This is a genomic window from Stutzerimonas stutzeri, from assembly GCF_024448935.1.
GTDB classification, from domain to species: Bacteria; Pseudomonadota; Gammaproteobacteria; order Pseudomonadales; family Pseudomonadaceae; genus Stutzerimonas; species Stutzerimonas stutzeri_AO.
On the sequence record NZ_JAMOIE010000088.1, the window covers coordinates 1 to 19,649 of the forward strand.

A 19,649-nucleotide genomic window follows, 5' to 3' on the forward strand; every position below is an offset into this window, starting at 1 on the left:
ACCTTCAAAACCCAACGAAACTAGGTCGAGTTCATCCACGAAGACATCAACCACTCGCACCGGATTGGTATCGCTGACGTAGTCGTCGAGGCTTTCGGGGAGCAACGTACTTTGGCCTCGATGCTCACCTTGAATGAAGCGCTTCATGGTCGACCCTTACGATGAACTCCTCGAAATCATAGCAAGGGTTTGATCAGACGTTTTTACACACTCTGGGCCAATAGCGGCCTTTCAAACCTAAACACTGTTAAACAGTTTAGCCGTACATACGGATGACACTATCGCTGTGGACGTTGTGCGCGGGAAAGCTGTACCCTCATTCGTATTCTCCAATCCAGCGTTCCAATTTCAGCCGAGTCGTGTGCGGGCAGACAACATAATGTGCCTACGACTGCTAAACGGACTCGGCATCCCCAATCCAAGGACAAGCCTAGGCCTCAATCGTCGCAAGTCTTCCGTAGTAATACGATACGGCGGGATCACGCTCAGGGATGTTCCCTGGGAAACTAAGAGTTTTAAATTTATTCACTGCTTCTAGTTCAGGCTTCTGCTCGTCACGCAATCGCCAATAGAGTGAGCTGTATTTGAATAGCTGAAGTAGATTGGTATAGTCATTATTTACTTCGAAGGCGGCCCAGAGGATGCAGTGGCATTTTGAATGCAGTGGCGTCAGGTTGTCGTGGTGTAGATGGTGGTAAATGCTGATGAGCGTCGAGATCTCCTTAGCATCGAGCGACCCACGGACGGTCATGATTGAGTCGGCGTAGCTGAGTGTTGCTCGAATTTCGTTATACAAATCTTTGTTCTCGTGACAGTACTCAACAAGCTCTTTGAGCATTTCGGCTTTGGCAGAAGCTTCGAAATCATCAGCACGGTCCAAGGCAATATTTGCGTAAAGCGTGGTGGCTTTGGTTTTTGCCTTAGATTGAATTTTCGAAATATCAGCTTCCTTGGATGCTAGATCACCATTCTTGAGCGCGATGTGGGCGGCCTGCATCGCCACGCTGCCTTTGGTGAGCTTCTGAGCCTGGGTAGCATAATCAACCGCTTGGGCTTGAGCTTTCCTCCCGGAATAGATCATTGCGATATGCAGCTTGATCGAACCTACCAGTTTTGGCTGAATAATATGATCGAGGCAGCCCAGCAGCATTTGTAGTGCCTCGTCAGCATTCGACTTGTCACCTAGCATCCGAATCGACTGCGCACATAAGTAAATGAAGAACCAGTATTTTTCATCCTTATCCCAGCTATCAAGCATCGGTCTCAGCGCGACATATAAGTCTTGCACGACTTTATAGTACGATTTTTTGCTGACGGTAGCGCAGAACTGCGCGGCGAGTTCCATGCCAACGGTACGCCATCTTTCGTTGGTTTTCCCTTCAGCGAAGACTTCAACGATAAAATACTTGGCGTTGTTGATCTCCGACGATTTTTCGCTGATGTCATTTGCCTTGAAAATATGATACATCTTAGGACTCAGAGTCTCCCAGTCATCACCGAAGTAGAGCTGGTATGCCTGAGTTTTTATCTTGGCGATTTCCTTGGGCTTCGTCTCTTGGGCGAGCCACTGTCTGACGGGACGTGTAACTATGAGTCTTTTTTTAGAACCCCGTATTCCGGTGTGGCCAAAGCTGTCCTGGTCCTCCACATAAATGAAACCTTCTCGCTGAAGGATCACTACGTGGTCAATGGAATACTTCTTCGATTTGTCAACACGCTTGATGTTATCTAGATATTCGCCGTACGGAAACGTGGCCAAGCTTTTCAGCAATGAAAATGCGTAGCGCTTCTCGATTTCCTTTGCAGTTGACAGTGCTTTGATGGAGTCACCAAAGCGTCCCGTCAAATTGATGCGTGTGCTGCCTCGCTCGCTGATGATCTCTTCCAATGACGCGACGATAAGTTTATCCAGCGCTTCCTTGATGATCCGAGGGACGCCATTAGTATGTTCGTAAAGCTGCGTGAAATCATCGTTGCCAAGGCCTCCTTGGTAGAGAAGGTGCGACTCGATGTAGGCCCTGGTATCCGCGCCATCCAAAGCAGTCAATTCGACCGCCTCGTTTCTCCAGACAGGCAAGTTTCGGCTTATAAAAATCATCCGGAGATTTGGGCAAAAGGAGGTAAGTATATCTGCCAGGCTTAACAGATCGGCTTGAAATTTTTCCTTGTCGTCACAGGTATCGAGCGGAACGTCCCTAAGAAGTAGGTAAGGCTCGTCAATAAGCGACAAGGCGCCGCAGAATGATTCAAATGGAGCACCCAAAAGCTCTTCGATTTGACGGTAGAAGGATGCTTTGTCAGAGTAATTACCAATATTTACTGAATAGATCTTGTTGGATTTTTTTGATACTCGGGCGATCAATGCAGAAATGAATTCATCTTCTTCCATTCCCCAATCAGCTGCCAACCACAAGCTCCTATGGAGATTTAGGATCTGCTCTGCTTGGAATGACTGCGCATGCCTGACGCTGCGAGCTTGTGGTGCAGGGGGGAGCGGGCTATGAATGCCATCCAGTGAAGCGGTCTTTTGTCCTTGCTCCATCCGTTGAATAGCGGTATTGCCTCGCAGGTCTGGGTACGCTACAACATTCTGGCTTGTAACCTCGTGGAACAGTCCGTCAAGGAACTGCTTCAGAGACGAATGATTAGTACCGAAGCCGATGGGTTCGACGATGTTTTTCCATGCCGGATCAGCTTTACGGGTAGTGACCTCTGAATCTTTGACTAGTGCAAACGTAGAAAGCTTGTTCGATTTAAGCTCTTTTCTCAGCCATCCTAGAGTCTTGACGAAATTGGGGTCTTCAAACGTGCCGCCGCAACCTACGAATACAAGGTTTTCAAACACTGTCATGTGCTGCTGGAAGAAGTTGCGCGTACTGCTTTGTATAGTGGCCTCATAGTCTCCACTGCTTAGTATGCAGGTGTCGGGCTTCTTCCAGTGGCCGTGCAGGTGAAGAATTCCTTTACGCTCGCCTTTAAACCACTCAATGACCTCGTCTGAATCGGTCATATACACGGGTGATAGATTGGTGACATTCTCTAGCAGCGAGTCATAGTTGAGAGTGCATATTTTCACCCCCGCGTCCGATAGGGACCTAACGGTACTTGCGAGCGCTTCATTATGAACTTTGACTTCACTGAACTCTTGTGTCAGCCAGGCGGCGTAATCGTAGTCGTCTCCGCTGGACAGGCTACCGGACAGAAATCCCGCCACATGCAGGATCTCGGTAGTGGTCGGCGTCCCATCTAAATGCTTGAGCCAGTTATCAGCGCTGGCCTCTGAAATTTTCCCAATCTCGACAGCGTAGCGGAATCCGCTTTTAATCAACCCCGTCCAAGCTAACTGAGGGAGTTGCCCATCAGTCAGCCCCATACTCATGCCTGTACCAACGACCAAGATGGTGTCTTTGCTTGGCTTGATGCGTTTGCTGGCGTATTCCAGACCTAAAGCTGTGTTGTTCATATCCATTGTAATAGCTTCCAATTAGAGGTGCTTAGGTGCTCACACATGGAGAGCCGCAGGCATAGGCATTTCTACCACCGATTCACACGAGATGGTGACAGGTATCATGATGCACGGCCGGGTTAGCATTTTCGAGCCATTGTCAAATGACTGCTAATGGCCGATTTCTGCCAGTTGCTGCCCCAGGTGTACCGCCCTAGATAGTCAGCTTGCTTGACGATCCAAGCTGTATCGAACCTCTGTGGTCGAGACTGGCCCAGCGGTCCTGCTTTGTTTTATCCACAAAACCTGTGGATAACCCTTTCGATAACTCCTGAAATGCTCACAACCGAGGGCCTCTCATTCACCTGACGTTTTTTGACCACTCCTGAGATTGGCTCAGCGGAGGAGCTCATGAAAACCGGCAGACAGCAGTTCCCTTTGTTTGCTGATCCGGTTCCAAAGAACGCCGATGGTCTCGCCTCGACCTTGCCGAGAGCCGAGCCATGCACACCGCCCTTCCCTATCACAGTTGCCTGCTGCTGGCCGCTCTGGCGGCCGGCTGCGCAACGCCTCAACCGCTCTCTCCCCCGCCCGATGAGGTGGCGGCTCCGGCACCGGAGCACATTCCGGTTGTCCGCTACGGCCGCTACACCCTTGTCGAGCTAATCCCGACGGCCGCTCAGCAGGATCTGCTGTTGCAGATCGTCGACGTGTCCATTCCCGACACTCTCAACGCCAACGTCGCTGACGCACTGCGCCATGTATTGCAACGCTCCGGCTACCAGCTCTGCAGCGGAAGTGAAACTGATGCGCTGGGCAGACTCCCGCTGCCGGCGGCGCACTACCACCTTGGCCCGCTGCAACTGCGCGATGCCCTGCTGACCCTAGCCGGGACAGCGCGGACGCTGCACGTCGATCACACCGCACGCCGCGTCTGCTTCACTCAGCCCCTCAACACGCCTGCCGAAGCGCCGCCCACCACTGCTGATACAGCTCCCGGTGCCGTCGGGGAGCCACGGCCATGACGACGATGCTGGGCAGTGGGCAACGCCGGCACGGCACGCTGATGCACGCCGCCGCCATCACGTGGCTGTTGCTCATCAGCGCCGCCGCCGTGATCGATCACGTCGCGCTGTCGGGTCTGGCGACACAGGTCAAAACCAGCGCCCCCGGCCTGCAGGTCGCCGTGCTGGAAAAGCGCTTGGCCGACCTAGTCCAGCAGGTCGAGCAAGCCCAACAGCAACCTGACGCACTGCCCCAGGCGCGCTACGACGTCGAGCATCAGGCCTTGGAGCGGCGACTGAACGTCATCGAGCAGGCCCTCGGCAGCCGCCCGACCGCGGAGAGTCTACTGCCGCTGGTGGCCCGCATTGAGCAGTTGGAAATACAGCTCAACGAACCTCGCCCAGCACCACCGCCGGTGCCCCGCCCGCGAGCTTCCGTTCCCGCCAAACCAAAGTCTATCGAGCCGCCATTCCGGGTGATCGGTGTCGAGCTACGTGCCGGCGAGCGGTTCCTTTCGATTATGTCAGCCGCCTCGGGCACGCTCTCGCAGGTTCACCTGCTGCGCCCCGGCGAGACGGAAGCCGGTTGGCACCTTGAAACCATCGAAGGGAGCGCTGCCGTGTTCCGACACGGCGACGACACTCGTCGCCTGCCCATTCCCGTGCAGTAGGACAAGCAGATGAAGCTGCACCATATCGTCCCCGTACTGATCGCCCTGCTGACCGGCAACCTTGTCCAAGGAGCGGAAACCCTCACCGCCGACAACCTGCCCACGCGCGAGCGACTGATGACCACCGAGCGCGCCGACGAGCAGCACGCGCGAGGTTGGGGGCTGAGCGCCGAGGAATGGGCGCGCTACCGGACGCTGATGCGAGGGCCGCTGGGTATCTATTCTCCCAGCCTCGACCCACTTACCGCGCTAGGAATCGAGGCGCGCTCCGAACAAGAACGGCGACGCTATGCAGAGTTGCAGGTCGAAGCAGAAGCCCACCGCGTCGAAAAGCTGCTGGCGTACCAACGGGCTTACGACGACGCCTGGCAGCGGCTCAACACAGATATGCCGCGCGTCATCCTGCCCGATGCCGGCCTGGCATTCTCGCCGGTTGTGCCAGCGGCGAACGGACGGCTCGCCGTATTCGTCCAAGACGCTTGCCCCGCATGCGATCGGGCAGCGCAGCGGCTGCAAGCTGCTGGTATGGAATTCGACATTTACGTCGTCGACAGCCACGCCGACGACGCACGTATTCGCGCCTGGGCACAACGTATTGGCATCGACCCGGCCAAGGCGCGCAGCGGCCAGATCACGCTCAACCACGATTCGGGACGCTGGCAATCGCTGAATCTGCAGGGTGACCTGCCGGCAGTCGTACGCAAGGTCGGCAACCAGTGGCAGCGGCAGCCGTAATGTCGCGCCGCCACGCGCTCGTGCTGCTGGCCTGCGCACTGGCAAGCCCCATCCAGGCGCGGGAAATCCCGCCGCCGGCCTATCAAGTCGCTGCGAAGCGCGCCGGTATTCCTTCGGCCGTCCTGTACGCCGTGGCCTTGCAAGAAAGCGGTATCCACCTACGCGGAAGTCTGGTGCCGTGGCCATGGACGCTCAACGTCGCTGGCAAGGCGCAGCGCTACGCCACCCGCGCCGAGGCCTGCAGCGAGCTGCGCCAGGCACTCAAACGCACGCCGGCCACGCGCATCGACGCGGGGCTCGGCCAGATCAATCTCGGCTACCACCTGCAGCGCTATGCACAGCCCTGCGACCTGCTCGACCCCTACCGTAACCTGACCATCGCCGCCGAGATACTGCACGAGCAGCACATTCCGGGTGACGACTGGCTGCTCGCCATCGGTCGTTACCACCGGCCTGCCGGCGGCGCACCAGCCGCGCGCTACCGTCACAGCGTCGGCCAGCACCTGGCCCGCGTACTGGGTACCCCCCAGCTGGAAATCACTTCGCGAGGGGATCTGCCATGAAATCCCTGACCATCCTCGTCGCGTATCTTTCGCTGCCGTGGCTGTCGCTGGCCACCCAGGCTGACGCGCTGATCATCGTCGCAGACCATGGCGGTACGTCGGCCTTGCCGTACTACGAAGCCTTGAACTTGCAACCGCGCGCCGAGGTGAGCGCGCCACCCATCGAGATTCCGCTTCCGCCAGCCAAACCGTTCAACGAAGCCGACATGCTGCCGGTGCGCTCGATGCAGCTGTCACCGGGCGATGTAGCGCGTAGGTTGATCGAAGCGCCGGGAATGCCGCCGTTCTTTCTCGTCGGCGACGACAATCGCTCGCGCGCCTGGCTGCGTCAGCGCGCACTGCGCATACACGAGCTCAATGCCGTGGGCCTAGTGGTCAACGTCAAGTCGGCCGAGGCCCTGGCTGCGCTGCGTGCGCTGGTGCCGGGGCTGTTACTGTCACCGGTTACGGGCAATGAGCTCGCCGAGCGCCTTGGCTTGCGCCACTACCCGGTGCTGATCACGGCAACCGGCGTCGAGCAGTGAGGCGCCGGCCATGGCCCAGAGCCACGCGATCGAAGTGCTGCTGCGGCCAGCCGTGGAGCTGTACAGCGTGGCGGTCTGCGCCGCCGCCGCGTTTCTGTCCCTGGTGGCACCGTGGTCACTGGCGCTGAGCCCATCGATTGGCCTGGGCAGCGCCCTTGCCTTTCTCACCTTCGGCACGATTCGCCTGCGTGATGCGCTAGTCATCCTGCGCTACCGGCGCAATATCCGCCGCCTGCCGCGCTATGTGATGACCAGCCGTAATGTGCCTGTCAGCCAGCAACGGCTGTTCATAGGCAGAGGCTTTCGCTGGGAACAACGGCACACGCACCGCCTGACGCAGACATTCAGGCCCGAGTTCCGCCGCTATGTGGAACCTACGCCCGCTTACCAGTTGGCACGCCGCCTGGAAGAGCGGCTGGAGTTCGCGCCGTTTCCACTATCGAAGCTGGCCAAGCTCACCACTTGGGACGTTCCCATCAATCCGGTGCGCCCGTTGCCACCGGTCGGCGGCCTGCCGCGGCTACACGGCATCGAGCCAAACGAAGTCGATGTCAGCCTGCCACTCGGAGAACGAGTCGGACACTCACTTGTGCTGGGCGCGACACGGGTCGGCAAGACCCGATTGGCCGAGCTGTTCGTGACTCAGGACATTCGACGCCGCAACGCCGCCGGAGAGCACGAGGTGGTGATCGTATTCGACCCCAAAGGGGATGCAGACCTACTCAAGCGGATGTACGTGGAGGCCAAACGCGCCGGGCGCGAACGTGAGTTCTATGTTTTCCACTTGGGCTGGCATGATTTCAGCGCACGCTACAACGCAGTGGGCCGGTTCGGGCGGATCAGCGAAGTGGCCACGCGTATCGCCGGACAGCTCTCAGGTGAAGGCAATAGCGCCGCTTTCAGGGAGTTCGCCTGGCGGTTCGTCAACATCATCGCCCGTGCCCTCGTCGAGCTGGGCCAGCGCCCCGACTACCTGCTGATTCAGCGGCATGTCGTCAACATCGACGCGCTCTTTATCGAGTACGCGCAGCACTACTTCGCCAAGCACGAACCGAAGGCCTGGGAAATCATCGTCCAGCTCGAAAGCCGGCTGAACGACAAAAATATCCCGCGCAATATGATCGGGCGAGAGAAGCGGGTCGTAGCCTTGGAGCAATACCTCTCACAGGTGCGCACCTACGACCCCGTACTCGACGGTCTGCGCAGTGCCGTGCGCTATGACCGGACGTATTTCGACAAGATCGTCGCCAGCCTTTTACCGTTGCTGGAGAAACTCACCACCGGCAAAACCGCGCAGCTACTCGCACCGAACTATTCGGACCTCAACGATCCCAGGCCAATCTTCGACTGGATGCAGGTCGTCCGCAAACGCGCGGTGGTCTATGTCGGCCTTGATGCCCTGTCGGATGCGGAAGTTGCCGCTGCAGTCGGCAACTCAATGTTCGCTGACCTGGTATCGGTCGCCGGCCATATCTACAAATTTGGCATCGACGACGGGCTGCCCGGCGCAACAGCGGGAGCACGAGTCCCTATCAACGTCCATGCGGACGAGTTCAATGAGCTGATGGGTGATGAATTCGTGCCTCTGGTCAACAAGGGCGGCGGCGCAGGGTTACAGATCACCGCCTATACGCAGACGCTCTCTGACATCGAAGCCCGTCTTGGCAACCGCGCAAAAGCGGGCCAAGTTATCGGCAACTTCAACAATCTGTTCATGCTGAGAGTGCGCGAAACCGCTACCGCCGAGCTACTCACCCGGCAGCTTCCAAAAGTGGACGTCTACACCACGACGCTGGTCAGCGGGGCTACTGACAGCTCCGACGTTCGGGGGCCAACAGATTTCACCTCCAATGCTCAGGATCGCATCAGCACCGCCAGCGTGCCGATGATTGAACCCGCACACGTGGTTGGCTTGCCAAAAGGCCAGGCCTTTGCCCTGTTGCAAGGTGGCCAGCTCTGGAAAATCCGCATGCCGTTGCCGGTACCCGACCCTGACGAAATGATGCCCGAGGACTTACAGCAGCTTGCGAGCCACATGCGCCAGCACTATGTCGAAGCCAGCGACTGGTGGGAAAACCGTGGCACTCCCGGCCTACAGGATCAATCACTGCCCGACGACCTGCTCGATGGCTTCCGCCACCTCGCCACCACTGAGACAAGCAACGCCGAGGCACGGCCATGAAGGACCCGGCCAGCACCACGCAACGCGAACAAACCCACCAGCGAGGCTTGCTCGCCAGCATCATCACCCTGCCGCTGCGTATGCTCGGCGTGCTGATCGGCTCGCTGCTGCTGTCGATCATTATCGAGTGCGTCGGCATGCACCTGTTCTGGCCTGATCAGGGCTGGCGTCACGCCCAGGGCATGCTCGACTACGAACTGAACCACCTTTCCAGCCACTTCACCCGCAGCGCGGTGGTACAGGAGCCCGGCCGCACCGCACATCAGCTTGTCGAGGGTGCTTACGAATGGATCTTCGTGAAGACTGGCCTGCTCGACTGGATGAGCCAGGCATCGGCGCGCTCCCACGCACCCAGCCATGGTGATGGCCGAGACATCCGTTTCTACATCAGTCAAGTCTACGTCTGGAGCGAGAGATACCTGATCGCCGCCGCATTCACGGCATTGACGTTCATGGTTCGACTGCTGGTCCTGGTACTGACGCTGCCACTATTTCTGCTGGCTGCTTTCGTCGGCATGATTGATGGTCTGGTGCGGCGCGACATCCGCAAGTTCGGCGCGGGCAGAGAGTCAGGCTTCGTCTACCACCGCGCCAAGGCGAGCCTGATGCCATTGGCGGTCCTGCCATGGATCATCTACCTCACCCTACCCGTCAGCGTACATCCGTTGCTGGTGCTGCTGCCGAGCGCGGCGCTGCTCGGCCTGGCGGTGAACATCACCGCAGCCAGCTTCAAGAAATACTTGTGATTCGCTAGCCAGTGGGTAGTGACGCTTGAGTCCGCCTGTAATAGGGGCACACCCAGGTTCCCATTGTTTAAGGCAGCTCCTCAGGCATACCGAGAGCATTTAGCCACTTCTCGCAAATTGCGGATTGGCCAATGTCGAAGCGACTTCCCCCACCAGCCGACAGGCATCACGCGCCCGGTCTGACCCTGGCGCTGCTGCTCGGCCTATGCGTTTCCGGCCACGCCAGCGCGGACGATGCCACGCCCGAACACGCCAGGCTCGCCGCCGCGCTGCGCCAGCTCGACAGCATCGAACGGCTCGTCGCACAACAAGCCGCGCAGCAACAGGACGAACGCACCCGCTACCACTTCGACTACGCCCGTCTCACCGCTGACCTTGAGCGCGTGCGCGCCGGCATCCACGACTACCTCACCCCAACGCGTGCGCAACCGCGCGACTCCGCCCTGCTGTTTGGCGACTACCGCCAGCCTGTCGCCGCCCTCGAACCGCAGGTCGCGCCATGAACGCCGCGCAGACCGCCGCGTTCCAGGCCAACAGCGGCATCCCTCCTTCCGACATGGCGACCGTGCTGCTCGGTGCGGTATTTGCCGTCCTGCTCGTTTGGGGCACTTGGGCGATGCGCAGCGCCTACGTCGGCTGGGCAGAAGAACAACTTTCCCAACGTCAGTTCCTGGTCGTCGTGGTGCGCTTTGCCGTGCTGTACCTGGTCTTGACCTTTTTTCTGCTCTCGTAAGAGGTAGCCATGATGAAGCCGTTCACCCGCATTTCCCGACCCCTCCACTTCGCTAGCCTGGCTGCATTGCCGATGTTCAGCATGCTGACACCTCTCGCCCACGCCGAGCTGCCCACTCTGGAAAACCCTTCGCGCGGCACGGGCGGCGGCATCATGGAAACGCTGCAAAATTACGGCTACGACATCGTGATGCTCATCGCACTGCTCGTGGTCGCCTCGATGTTCGTCGGCGTCTGCTACCACGCCTACACCCGTTATGCGGAAATCCACATTGGCCGCTCAACCTGGGGCCAGTTTGGCCTGACCGTGGCGGTCGGTGCGGTCCTGCTCGTGGTTGGCATCTGGCTGCTGACCGAAGCCATCGGCGTTCTCTGAACCAAAGGAATGCCGACATGGCTGAAGACATCCGTCCGGACGGGACGGTGGCGTTCCTGCCCCACCGCCTCAACCGTCAACCCGTGGTGGTGCGAGGGCTGACGGCGAATGAACTGTGGGTCTGCGCGGGATCATCGGGGATGATCGGACTCGGGAGCGGTATCCCGCTGGCCTTCATGTTCGCGACGATTGCCATCGTCCCTACGGCCATCTTGCTGGCGGTCGCCGCTGGCATTTTCATCGGTGGCGGCACGCTGCGCCGGCTCAAACGCGGCCGCCCCGAAACCTGGTTGTACCGGCAGTTGCAGTGGTGGATCGCGGTCAATCTGCCGCAGCTCGCGCCTTTCACCGATGGCCACGCACTGGTAATACGATCCGGTTACTGGACGACACGCCGGAGCAAGGCGCTGTGAGCCGGTTCAAGAACGAAGTGCTGCGGCTCGAAGCACACATCAAGACCCTGCGCATCGGGGCCAGCGCACTGGTCGTACTGGCGCTGGTTATGGGCGTCGGCTGGTGGAGCGCGCCACGCGACCTGACCATCCATGTACCGCCAGACCTGCGCTCAGGCAGTACTCGTAAATGGTGGGACGTGCCGCCTGAGAGCGTTTACGCCTTCACCTTCTACGTCTGGCAGCAGCTCCAGCGCTGGCCCACCAATGGCGACGAGGACTACCCGCGCAACCTGCATGCGCTGTCGTCCTACCTAACGCCCGCCTGCCAGGCGTTCCTGCAGCAGGACTACGAGTACCGCCGCAATGCTGGAGAGCTGCGGCAGCGCGTGCGCGGCATCTACGAGATTCCGGGCCGCGGCTACGGCGACAACCCGACGCTGCGCGTGCGCACCGTCTCCACCCGCGAGTGGGTCGTGAGCCTCGACGTCACGGCAGACGAATACTACGCCTCGGAGCAAGTCAAACGCGCGCTGGTGCGCTATCCGCTCAAGGTCCTGCGGATCGACGTCGACCCTCAGCGCAACCCGTTCGGGCTTGCCATCGACTGCTACGACGGCGCGCCGCAGCGTATTGCCACCCCTGTCGATCCGGCAGCAGCTCCCGCCCCCTCCCTGGAAAACATGCCATGAACCGCCTTTTGCAACCGGCTTTTGCAGCGCTCGCGCTGGTTCTATTCAGCGCCGCCCACGCCACCGAACTCCTGCGTTGGGAAAGGTTGCCGCTGGCCGTACCGCTCGTGGTCGGCCAGGAGCGCATAGTCTTCGTCGAGCGCAATGTACGCGTCGGGGTACCCGCATCGGTCGACAACCTCCTGCGGGTGCAGAGCGCCGCCGGGGCCATCTACCTGCTGGCGAGCGAGCCAATCGAACCGACCCGGCTGCAACTGCAGGACGCCGATACCGGTACCGTGATTTTGCTCGACATCGCCGCCGAACCCGAGCAGGCGGGCCAGCCTCCCTTGGAGCCGGTGCGCATCATCGAGACCGCATCATCCGCTGCTCAAACGGATGCAGATGACAGTGCCGCAGCCGCCCCGCCCGTGCGGGCAACACCGCAGCCCGTCATCCTGACCCGTTACGCGGCACAGAACCTCTACGCACCACTGCGAACCGTCGAACCCGTGCCCGGCGTTACACCCGCAACCCTGCGCCGCGACCTGCCGCTGGACAGCCTGTTGCCGATACTGCCGATACAGGCCCAGGCGCTAGCGGCATGGCGTTTGGACAACCTATGGGTGAGTGCTGTGCGCCTGCGCAACAGCGCCTCGCACTGGCTTGACCTGGACCCGCGTGCGCTGCAGGGCCACTTCCTCAGCGCGACTTTCCAGCATTCGACGCTGGGGCCGAGCGGCACGCCGGACGACACCACCGTCGTCTACCTCGTCACCCGTGGAAATGGGCTGGCGCAGGCTCTGCTGCCCACCATTGCGCCTGTCGATGCCTCCCTCAACCTGCCGGGGCCGCAACACAACGGAGACCGCGATGCACAGTAATGGCCTGCTCAAATGGTTGATGATCCCCCTGGCGCTACTACTGGTGTTCGTCGGCATCAAGCTGTTCTCCGGCGGCAACGACGTTACCAGCACACCGGAAGAAGCTTCCCGGCTCACGCCCGATGAAGCCAAAGCGCTCGGTATCGAGGGCGACACCCCACGCGACACCGTGGCGACGTTGGTAGCGCAAGTCCGTCAGCTACGCACCGAGCTGCAGACCGCACTCGGCGACAACAAGGTCCAACGCGAAGAAAACCAACGGCTGCGGCAACGCGAAGGCACCATCGACCGGCGCATCCAGAGCGCGCTCGACAGCGAACGCAGCCAGTTGCATCAGGATCGGCAGGAGGTCAGCAGCGAACGGCAGAAAACCCAGAGCCTGCTTCAACAACTGCAGCAGCGGCTCGATGGCATCGGCAAAGATAACCCCGCCGATCTACCGGTCGGTCTAGGCCTTGAGCTGGGCGACGGCCTGGCTGGCGATACCCTGCGCTGGGTAGAGCCGGAGGATCGGCGCGATGACGGCAAGCAGCGTTCCGGCAATGCCGCCAGCTTCAGCTTTCCCAGCAGCTTCGCGCCGGCGCAGAAGACACTCGAAACCACCGCAAGCTCCGCCGTCGATGCCGGCCGCCGCGCGACTGGTGTGCCGGAGACGACAGCCGTCTACACCGTGCCGACCAACGCGACCCTGATTGGCTCGATCTCCATGACGGCACTGATCGGCCGCGTACCGATCGACGGAACCGTCAACGACCCGTACCCCTTCAAAGTCCTGATCGGGCGCGACAATCTCACCGCGAACGGCATCGACATTCCCGACGTGGCCGGTGCTGTGGTCAGCGGCACCGCCTCGGGCGACTGGACCCTCTCCTGCGTGCGCGGGCAGATCCGTTCGGTCACGTTCGTCTTCGAGGACGGCACTATCCGCACCCTCCCGAAAGACGACGAGCGCGGCGGCCACCGCCAACAAGGCAACAACGGCAACGACCCACAGGACGGCATAGGCTGGATCAGCGACCCGCACGGCATTCCTTGCGTCAGCGGCCAACGCCGCAGCAACGCGCAGCAGTACCTGGGCACGCAAGCCCTGATCACCGCAGCCGGTGCGGGCGTCGCCTCGCTGATCGACTCCGACAGCGGTCAGGTCTCCTACATGAGCAACGACGGCTCCATCGGCACCGTAGGCATCGGCGCGAACGAGGCCATGGGCCGCATCCTTGCTGGTGGCGTGCAAGACATGTCCGCCTGGGTCAACAAGCTCTATGGTCAGGCGTTCGCAGCGGTCTACGTCAAGCCCGGCGCACGCGTCGCAGTGCATCTCGATGAACCCCTGACCATCGACTACGACCCGAAAGGACGCCGCGTCGATCACCGCCTTGGAGGCAGCTCACATGCGCAAGATCTGGATTAACAGCCTAACGCTGTTGGCCGTCGTGCTCACACTCGGCGGCTGCGCGACAAGCAAGGACGAACTACTGCCGCACGACGACAGCACCATGCTCGATATCTGGAACGTCGAGACCGGCGGCGGAACCGCTCGGCAACTGCTCGACGCGCGCCAGGCCCTGCGCCGGCCGTTGACCGAGGCCGATGTACACGCTGCGCCCATTGTGCAGGCCCGCTACACACGCACGGCCGCCAACGAGATTTACCGGCAGTTCCATCGGCTGCCGAACCCCGATCTGCTGATGTACGTGTTCCCGCACTTGGCTGGCAGCGACCCGGTGCCGGTGCCCGGCTACACCACGCTGTTCCCCCTGTACCAGCGTGTGCAGTACGCACTGCCTGGCGAACGGGTTGAGGATTACTGATGGCCTGGTCCCTGTTCAAGCACCGGCGCCAGGCCGAGGAACCCGCGCCACCTGCGGACGCCTGGGCTCGCCACGTCGCCGAGTTGCACACCCACGGCATTGCCGAACCTGGCACCGCACACGCCTCGCGTCGGCCAGCCACTCAGACCGACGAGAAGGCGCTCTACGATGTTGCGCCCTCGTTCACCGACCTGCTGCCGTGGGCCGAGTACCTGCCCCAGTCACAATGCATGCTGCTTGATGACGGCACCTCGGTGGCGGCCTTCTACGAGCTGCTCCCGGTCGGCACGGAGGGACGCGAACCCACCTGGCTGCTGCAGGTCCGTGACACGCTGGAAAACGTGCTGCAGGATGCCTTCGACGAGCTGGAGGACAACCCCTGGGTCGTGCAGCTCTACGCGCAGGACGACACCAACTGGGATCGCTACCTCGATGAGCTGCGCCACTACGTCCAGCCCCGCGCCCAAGGCAGCGCCTTCACCGAGTTCTACCTGCGCTTCTTCAGCCACCACCTGCAGGCCATCGCCAAGCCTGGCGGGCTGTTCGAGGACAACACCGTCACCCAATTGCCCTGGCGCGGGCAGACTCGGCGCACGCGGCTGGTCGTCTATCGCCGTGTCGGCCAGGCACCGCAGCGTCGTGGACAATCGCCCGAGCAGGCGCTCAATCGGGTCTGCGACCGCCTCGTCGGCGGCCTGGCCCATGCTGGCGTGCGCGCCCGGCGTCTCGGCGCGGCGGATATCCACGGCTGGCTGTTGCGCTGGTTCAATCCCCATCCAACCCAGCTCGGTAACAGCGCCGAAAACCGGGAGCGCTTCTATGCCCTGACCCGCTACCCGGACGAACAGGAGCCTGGCGAGATCGAGCTGGCCAGCGGCACCGATTTCGCACAACGGCTGTTCTTCGGCCAGCCGCGCTCGGATGCCGCCCTGGGCCAGTGGTACTTCGATGGCATGCCACACCGCGCCATCGCCGTCGACCGCCTGCGCAGCCCACCCACCACAGGGCATATCACCGGCGAAACCCGCAAGGGTGACGCGATCAACGCGCTGTTCGACCAACTGCCGAAAGACACCATCCAGTGCCTGACGCTGGTCATCACCCCGCAGGATGTGCTCGAAGCGCACCTCAACCACCTCGGTCGCAAGGCCGTGGGCGACACCTTGGCCTCGGAACAGGCCCGTGCCGATGTGCAACAGGCCCGCAGCCTGATCGGCAGCGCCCATAAGCTGTACCGAAGCGCACTCACCTTTTACCTGCGCGGCCGCGACGAGGCGGAACTGGACGCACGCGGCCTGCAACTTGGCAACGTGCTGCTCGGTGCCGGGCTGCAACCGGTACGCGAAGAAGATGAGGTCGCACCGCTCAACACCTATCTGCGCTGGCTGCCCTGCGTCTACGACCCTGCGCTGGACAAGCGCCAGTGGTACACCCAGCTGATGTTCGCCCAACACGCCGCCAACCTGGCACCGCTGTGGGGGCGCAGCCAGGGCACCGGCCACCCCGGTCTCACATTGTTCAACCGCGGCGGCGGCACCATCACCTTCGATCCGCTCAATCGCCTCGACCGGCAAATGAATGCGCACCTATTTCTTGCCGGCCCTACCGGCTCCGGCAAGTCCGCCACGCTCAACAATCTGCTCAACCAAGTTACCGCGATCTACCGACCAAGACTGTTCATCGTCGAAGCCGGCAACTCCTTTGGCCTGTACGGCGATTTCGCCGCGCGGCTGGGTCTCACCGTGCATCGTGTGAAACTCGCGCCCGCCTCGGGCGTCAGCCTCGCCCCGTTCGCCGATGCGCACCGGCTGGTGGAAACGCCCTGTCAGGTGCAAACGCTCGACGCCGATGCCTTGGATGAAGACGACGCGGCTAACGATGGCGATGAGCAGCGCGACGTCCTGGGTGAGCTGGAGATCACCGCCCGCCTAATGATCACAGGAGGAGAAGAACGCGAGGAAGCGCGCATGACGCGTGCTGATCGCAGCCTGGTTCGCCAATGCATCCTCGACGCGGCAGAGCGCTGTGTCGCCGAGCAACGCGCGGTGCTCACGCGGGACGTTCGCGATGCCCTGCGCGAGCGCAGCCGCGACACGACTTTACCCGAGGTTCGCCGTGCACGGCTGATGGAAATGGCCGATGCCATGGACATGTTCACCCAGGGCAGCGATGGCGATATGTTCGACCGCCCCGGCACGCCCTGGCCGGAAGCCGACATCACCATCGTCGACCTGGCTACCTATGCCAGGGAGGGCTACAACGCTCAGCTTTCCATCGCCTATATCTCGCTGATCAACACCGTCAACAACATCGCCGAGCGCGACCAGTTCCTGGGCCGCCCGATCATCAACGTCACCGACGAGGGGCATATCATCACCAAGAACCCATTGCTCGCCCCCTATATCGTCAAGATCACCAAGATGTGGCGCAAACTAGGGGCCTGGTTCTGGTTGGCAACGCAGAACCTGGACGATCTGCCCAAAGCCGCCGAGCCAATGCTGAACATGATGGAGTGGTGGTTGTGTATGGGCATGCCACCGGACGAGGTGGAGAAAATCGCCAAATTCCGCGAACTCACCCCGGCGCAGAAAGCCCTGATGCTCTCTGCCAGAAAGGAGATCGGCAAGTTCTCGGAAGGCGTTATCCTGTCGCGCAGCATGGAGCTATTGTTTCGCGCGGTGCCCCCCAGCCTCTATCTCGCGCTCGCCCAAACCGAGCCGGAGGAAAAGGCCGAGCGCTACCAGCTCATGCAACAGCATGGCATCAGCGAACTCGACGCCGCGCTCAAGATCGCCGAGAGCATTGATCAGGAACGTGGCATCAGCCCGCTTCCGCTGGAATGGACCAGGCAGTAACGGAGCTGCACATTGACCTCACGTTCAACACCACACCGCCATCTATGATCTCCGCACTCAAGCCGGCCCGAACCAGCCGGATAATACCGGTCGCTCACCTCTATACGTGCGCTTCAATGTGTTCGCTGTGGTCAGCTTACGGCGGGCTGCAACCACAAGATTGCACCCATGCGGGCGCGCATCGGCATAGGAGGCAGCCTTCACAGGCTGCGCCCCTGCCACACCACCCGGCATGCGGGTCCGCACCGGGCGGTTCGAGAGTTTGAGGTTCATGAGAGTCGGGGCAGTCCCAGCCGATCGAACCAGGCGATGGTCAGCACGCTGTTCAGCAGCATGGCGCTGTTGTGCCACCAGCGACGGCTGTTGGCCGCCACGTGTCGCGCAACGCGCTCCTTCGCACCCATCGCCAACAGTTCGCGGTACATGGTCGTGCCTCTTTTCCACTGCCGCAGCTGGATGGCTCGCAATCGGTGGCGCAGCCACTGGTCCAGCTCGCGCCAGACTCCGGGCGTTTGCGCCATCCCGAAGTACGTCCTCCAGCCCAGCAGGTAGGGCCTGAGCCTTGCCACCACTTCGCTCATGCTGCGTCCGCCCGAGCGGCGCGTGAGTTGCCTGATCCGGGCTTTGAAGTTGTCCAGTGCCTTCTTGGCCACGGCACATTTGACTTCTTTGCCCTTGGCTACCCACAGCGCATACCCCAGGAACTTGCGCCCGAAGGCGCTGGCCACCGCGCTCTTGGCTTCGTTGATCTGAAGCTTCAAGCCCGTGTACAGCTTCCTGAGGTAGGCCATCACCCGCTGCCCGGCTTTCAGGCTGCCCACGTAGACGTTGCAGTCGTCGGCGTAGCGCGCGAAGCGGTAGCCCCGCGCCTCCAACGCCTTGTCCACGTCGTCCAGCAGCACGTTGGCCAGCAGCGGCGACAGGGGCCCGCCCTGGGGCGTGCCCAGGTGGCGATCGATCACCACCCCGCCGTCCATGATCCCGGCATTCAGGTACGCCCGAATCAGCCGGATCACGCCAGCGTCGTCGATGCGCCTTCTCAGCCGGTCGATCAGGATGTCGTGGTTGACCCGGTCGAAGAACTTCGCCAGGTCCACGTCCACCACCACGCGCTTGCCCGACTGCACATACGCCCGCGCGGCCTTGACCGCGTCGTGCGCACGCCTGCCGGGGCGGAACCCGTGGCTGTGGTCGCTGAAGCTGGGATCGATCAGCGGTTGCAGCACCTGCAGCAGGGCCTGCTGGATCAGACGATCCAGCACCGTGGGGATGCCCAGCTCGCGCTGGCTCCCGTCCGGCTTGGGAATCATCACCCTGCGTACCGGCTGGGGCCGGTACTGGCCTGCCAGCAGCGTCTGGCGGATATGGCTCCACCGCGTGCGCAGCAACTCGGCGGTTTGCTCGATACCGAGCCCATCCACCCCCGCTGCGCCTTGGTTGGCCTTGACCCGCTTCCACGCCCGTTGCAGGTTCTCTCTCGTCAGCGCCGCTTCCAGCAGGCCACCGGTGCCCGCCTTCGGCCTTGCCGACCCTGTGCCCGGGTGTTCACGCGGCGGGCCGCTGGCTTCGTCGCTGGCAGGATCACCCGCGGCTTCACCGCGCGCTACGCCCGCCCGCCCGCATCGCTGCGGCATCTGACGCATGGCCTTTGACATCACACGTGTCCTCGGTCACTCACTCTCGTTCGGCCCTTCGCTCTTGCCTTGCGGCCTCATCGGCCCCGGCGCCAGCTACTACGGCCTCTGCTGACTTCTCGCTCCGGCATGGCCGTCGGGCTTTCACCCATAAGGCGAGATCTCCCCGGGTAAGAACACACTCCTTCGCTGCACAACCGCCGGATCTACGCCACTTCGCCTTGATCACGAGAGCTTCGCGGTTTCTTGCCCGCTCGCCCTGCTTGGCAGCGCCTTCTATCCGGTTCTTGTTCATCGGCTCGCAGCTTGCGCTCCACGCTTCCTCCCCACACTCGGTCGCCCTCATGCAGTTGCGCTTCGCTTCGCTCGTCGTGATCAACTTGCGGGAGGACTTGCACCTCCAGGAGTGCGCCCGTGCCGGGCG

At 61.4% G+C, this 19,649-nt stretch carries 19 protein-coding genes and 1 pseudogene; 16 read left to right on the forward strand and 4 right to left on the reverse strand.

Annotation, left to right across the window (positions count from 1 at the left end; all coding sequences use genetic code 11):
* Together NA637_RS19950 and NA637_RS19955 are read right to left on the reverse strand one after the other, a co-directional pair.
* A pseudogene (locus NA637_RS19950) lies at positions 1–147 on the reverse strand (IS5/IS1182 family transposase); the annotation flags it as partial.
* Positions 148–430: 283 nt separating this feature from the next.
* Positions 431–3,469 carry an SIR2 family protein gene (locus NA637_RS19955; protein WP_256074298.1) on the reverse strand — a complete coding sequence of 1,013 codons (3,039 nt, stop codon included), beginning with the start codon at positions 3,467–3,469 and terminating at the stop codon, positions 431–433.
* A 479-nt stretch (positions 3,470–3,948) separates the two neighbouring features.
* Here NA637_RS19955 and NA637_RS19960 point away from each other — a divergent pair, with 479 nt between their 5' ends.
* From NA637_RS19960 to NA637_RS20035, 16 genes are all read left to right on the forward strand, one after another.
* Positions 3,949–4,470 carry a PilL N-terminal domain-containing protein gene (locus NA637_RS19960; protein ID WP_256074299.1) on the forward strand — a complete coding sequence of 174 codons (522 nt, stop codon included), beginning with the start codon at positions 3,949–3,951 and terminating at the stop codon, positions 4,468–4,470.
* Complete coding sequence (locus NA637_RS19965; protein ID WP_256074300.1) at positions 4,467–5,120, forward strand: hypothetical protein; 654 nt, start codon at positions 4,467–4,469, stop codon at positions 5,118–5,120. The genes NA637_RS19960 and NA637_RS19965 overlap by 4 nt, the downstream gene beginning before the upstream one ends.
* Before the next feature lie 9 nt (positions 5,121–5,129).
* Complete coding sequence (locus tag NA637_RS19970) at positions 5,130–5,855, forward strand: TIGR03759 family integrating conjugative element protein (protein WP_256074301.1); 726 nt, start codon at positions 5,130–5,132, stop codon at positions 5,853–5,855.
* Positions 5,855–6,418, forward strand: coding sequence for a transglycosylase SLT domain-containing protein (locus NA637_RS19975; RefSeq protein ID WP_256074302.1), 564 nt, complete (start codon positions 5,855–5,857; stop codon positions 6,416–6,418). The genes NA637_RS19970 and NA637_RS19975 overlap by 1 nt, the downstream gene beginning before the upstream one ends.
* Positions 6,415–6,942 (forward strand): integrating conjugative element protein, encoded by a 528-nt coding sequence (locus NA637_RS19980; RefSeq protein ID WP_256074303.1) that lies wholly within the window; start codon positions 6,415–6,417, stop codon positions 6,940–6,942. Before NA637_RS19975 ends, NA637_RS19980 begins: the two co-directional genes overlap by 4 nt.
* Positions 6,943–6,952: 10 nt before the next feature.
* Positions 6,953–9,124: a type IV conjugative transfer system coupling protein TraD gene (gene traD / locus NA637_RS19985; RefSeq protein WP_256074305.1), complete on the forward strand. Its 2,172-nt coding sequence runs from the start codon at positions 6,953–6,955 to the stop codon at positions 9,122–9,124.
* Positions 9,121–9,870 carry a TIGR03747 family integrating conjugative element membrane protein gene (locus NA637_RS19990; RefSeq protein WP_003291022.1) on the forward strand — a complete coding sequence of 250 codons (750 nt, stop codon included), beginning with the start codon at positions 9,121–9,123 and terminating at the stop codon, positions 9,868–9,870. Before traD ends, NA637_RS19990 begins: the two co-directional genes overlap by 4 nt.
* Before the next feature lie 131 nt (positions 9,871–10,001).
* Positions 10,002–10,373, forward strand: coding sequence for an RAQPRD family integrative conjugative element protein (locus tag NA637_RS19995; RefSeq protein ID WP_256074306.1), 372 nt, complete (start codon positions 10,002–10,004; stop codon positions 10,371–10,373).
* The gene (locus tag NA637_RS20000; RefSeq protein WP_237263105.1) at positions 10,370–10,603 is read left to right on the forward strand and encodes a TIGR03758 family integrating conjugative element protein; all 234 of its coding nucleotides are present in this window, start codon (positions 10,370–10,372) and stop codon (positions 10,601–10,603) included. The genes NA637_RS19995 and NA637_RS20000 overlap by 4 nt, the downstream gene beginning before the upstream one ends.
* 12 nt (positions 10,604–10,615) lie before the next feature.
* Positions 10,616–10,978: a TIGR03745 family integrating conjugative element membrane protein gene (locus tag NA637_RS20005; protein ID WP_376779346.1), complete on the forward strand. Its 363-nt coding sequence runs from the start codon at positions 10,616–10,618 to the stop codon at positions 10,976–10,978.
* A gap of 17 nt (positions 10,979–10,995) precedes the next feature.
* A complete protein-coding gene (locus tag NA637_RS20010) occupies positions 10,996–11,391 on the forward strand; it encodes a TIGR03750 family conjugal transfer protein (RefSeq protein ID WP_256074307.1) in 396 nt (131 codons plus the stop codon).
* Entirely contained in the window at positions 11,388–12,062 is a 675-nt protein-coding gene (locus tag NA637_RS20015; protein WP_256074308.1) for a PFL_4703 family integrating conjugative element protein, read from the forward strand. Before NA637_RS20010 ends, NA637_RS20015 begins: the two co-directional genes overlap by 4 nt.
* Positions 12,059–12,925 carry a TIGR03749 family integrating conjugative element protein gene (locus NA637_RS20020; protein ID WP_013983170.1) on the forward strand — a complete coding sequence of 289 codons (867 nt, stop codon included), beginning with the start codon at positions 12,059–12,061 and terminating at the stop codon, positions 12,923–12,925. Before NA637_RS20015 ends, NA637_RS20020 begins: the two co-directional genes overlap by 4 nt.
* Complete coding sequence (locus NA637_RS20025) at positions 12,915–14,336, forward strand: TIGR03752 family integrating conjugative element protein (RefSeq protein WP_256074309.1); 1,422 nt, start codon at positions 12,915–12,917, stop codon at positions 14,334–14,336. Before NA637_RS20020 ends, NA637_RS20025 begins: the two co-directional genes overlap by 11 nt.
* Positions 14,317–14,736: a TIGR03751 family conjugal transfer lipoprotein gene (locus NA637_RS20030; protein ID WP_181067684.1), complete on the forward strand. Its 420-nt coding sequence runs from the start codon at positions 14,317–14,319 to the stop codon at positions 14,734–14,736. Before NA637_RS20025 ends, NA637_RS20030 begins: the two co-directional genes overlap by 20 nt.
* Positions 14,736–17,591, forward strand: coding sequence for a conjugative transfer ATPase (locus tag NA637_RS20035; RefSeq protein ID WP_256074310.1), 2,856 nt, complete (start codon positions 14,736–14,738; stop codon positions 17,589–17,591). The genes NA637_RS20030 and NA637_RS20035 overlap by 1 nt, the downstream gene beginning before the upstream one ends.
* Before the next feature lie 269 nt (positions 17,592–17,860).
* Here NA637_RS20035 and ltrA read toward each other — a convergent pair whose 3' ends face one another.
* Positions 17,861–19,246 (reverse strand): group II intron reverse transcriptase/maturase, encoded by a 1,386-nt coding sequence (gene ltrA / locus NA637_RS20040; protein WP_256074311.1) that lies wholly within the window; start codon positions 19,244–19,246, stop codon positions 17,861–17,863.
* 185 nt (positions 19,247–19,431) lie between these two features.
* Positions 19,432–19,649: hypothetical protein (locus NA637_RS20045; protein ID WP_256074312.1), on the reverse strand; the 218-nt coding region annotated here is incomplete at its 5' end.

What these genes read in the sequence shown, in the direction of transcription:
- NA637_RS19955 (WP_256074298.1), bottom strand. Translation starts at nt 3,469, where the DNA reads ATGGATATGAACAACACAGCTTTAGGTCTGGAATACGCCAGCAAACGC.
- NA637_RS19960 (WP_256074299.1), top strand. Translation starts at nt 3,949, where the DNA reads ATGCACACCGCCCTTCCCTATCACAGTTGCCTGCTGCTGGCCGCTCTG.
- NA637_RS19965 (WP_256074300.1), top strand. Translation starts at nt 4,467, where the DNA reads ATGACGACGATGCTGGGCAGTGGGCAACGCCGGCACGGCACGCTGATG.
- NA637_RS19970 (WP_256074301.1), top strand. Translation starts at nt 5,130, where the DNA reads ATGAAGCTGCACCATATCGTCCCCGTACTGATCGCCCTGCTGACCGGC.
- NA637_RS19975 (WP_256074302.1), top strand. Translation starts at nt 5,855, where the DNA reads ATGTCGCGCCGCCACGCGCTCGTGCTGCTGGCCTGCGCACTGGCAAGC.
- NA637_RS19980 (WP_256074303.1), top strand. Translation starts at nt 6,415, where the DNA reads ATGAAATCCCTGACCATCCTCGTCGCGTATCTTTCGCTGCCGTGGCTG.
- traD (WP_256074305.1), top strand. Translation starts at nt 6,953, where the DNA reads ATGGCCCAGAGCCACGCGATCGAAGTGCTGCTGCGGCCAGCCGTGGAG.
- NA637_RS19990 (WP_003291022.1), top strand. Translation starts at nt 9,121, where the DNA reads ATGAAGGACCCGGCCAGCACCACGCAACGCGAACAAACCCACCAGCGA.
- NA637_RS19995 (WP_256074306.1), top strand. Translation starts at nt 10,002, where the DNA reads ATGTCGAAGCGACTTCCCCCACCAGCCGACAGGCATCACGCGCCCGGT.
- NA637_RS20000 (WP_237263105.1), top strand. Translation starts at nt 10,370, where the DNA reads ATGAACGCCGCGCAGACCGCCGCGTTCCAGGCCAACAGCGGCATCCCT.
- NA637_RS20005 (WP_376779346.1), top strand. Translation starts at nt 10,616, where the DNA reads ATGAAGCCGTTCACCCGCATTTCCCGACCCCTCCACTTCGCTAGCCTG.
- NA637_RS20010 (WP_256074307.1), top strand. Translation starts at nt 10,996, where the DNA reads ATGGCTGAAGACATCCGTCCGGACGGGACGGTGGCGTTCCTGCCCCAC.
- NA637_RS20020 (WP_013983170.1), top strand. Translation starts at nt 12,059, where the DNA reads ATGAACCGCCTTTTGCAACCGGCTTTTGCAGCGCTCGCGCTGGTTCTA.
- NA637_RS20025 (WP_256074309.1), top strand. Translation starts at nt 12,915, where the DNA reads ATGCACAGTAATGGCCTGCTCAAATGGTTGATGATCCCCCTGGCGCTA.
- NA637_RS20030 (WP_181067684.1), top strand. Translation starts at nt 14,317, where the DNA reads ATGCGCAAGATCTGGATTAACAGCCTAACGCTGTTGGCCGTCGTGCTC.
- NA637_RS20035 (WP_256074310.1), top strand. Translation starts at nt 14,736, where the DNA reads ATGGCCTGGTCCCTGTTCAAGCACCGGCGCCAGGCCGAGGAACCCGCG.
- ltrA (WP_256074311.1), bottom strand. Translation starts at nt 19,246, where the DNA reads ATGTCAAAGGCCATGCGTCAGATGCCGCAGCGATGCGGGCGGGCGGGC.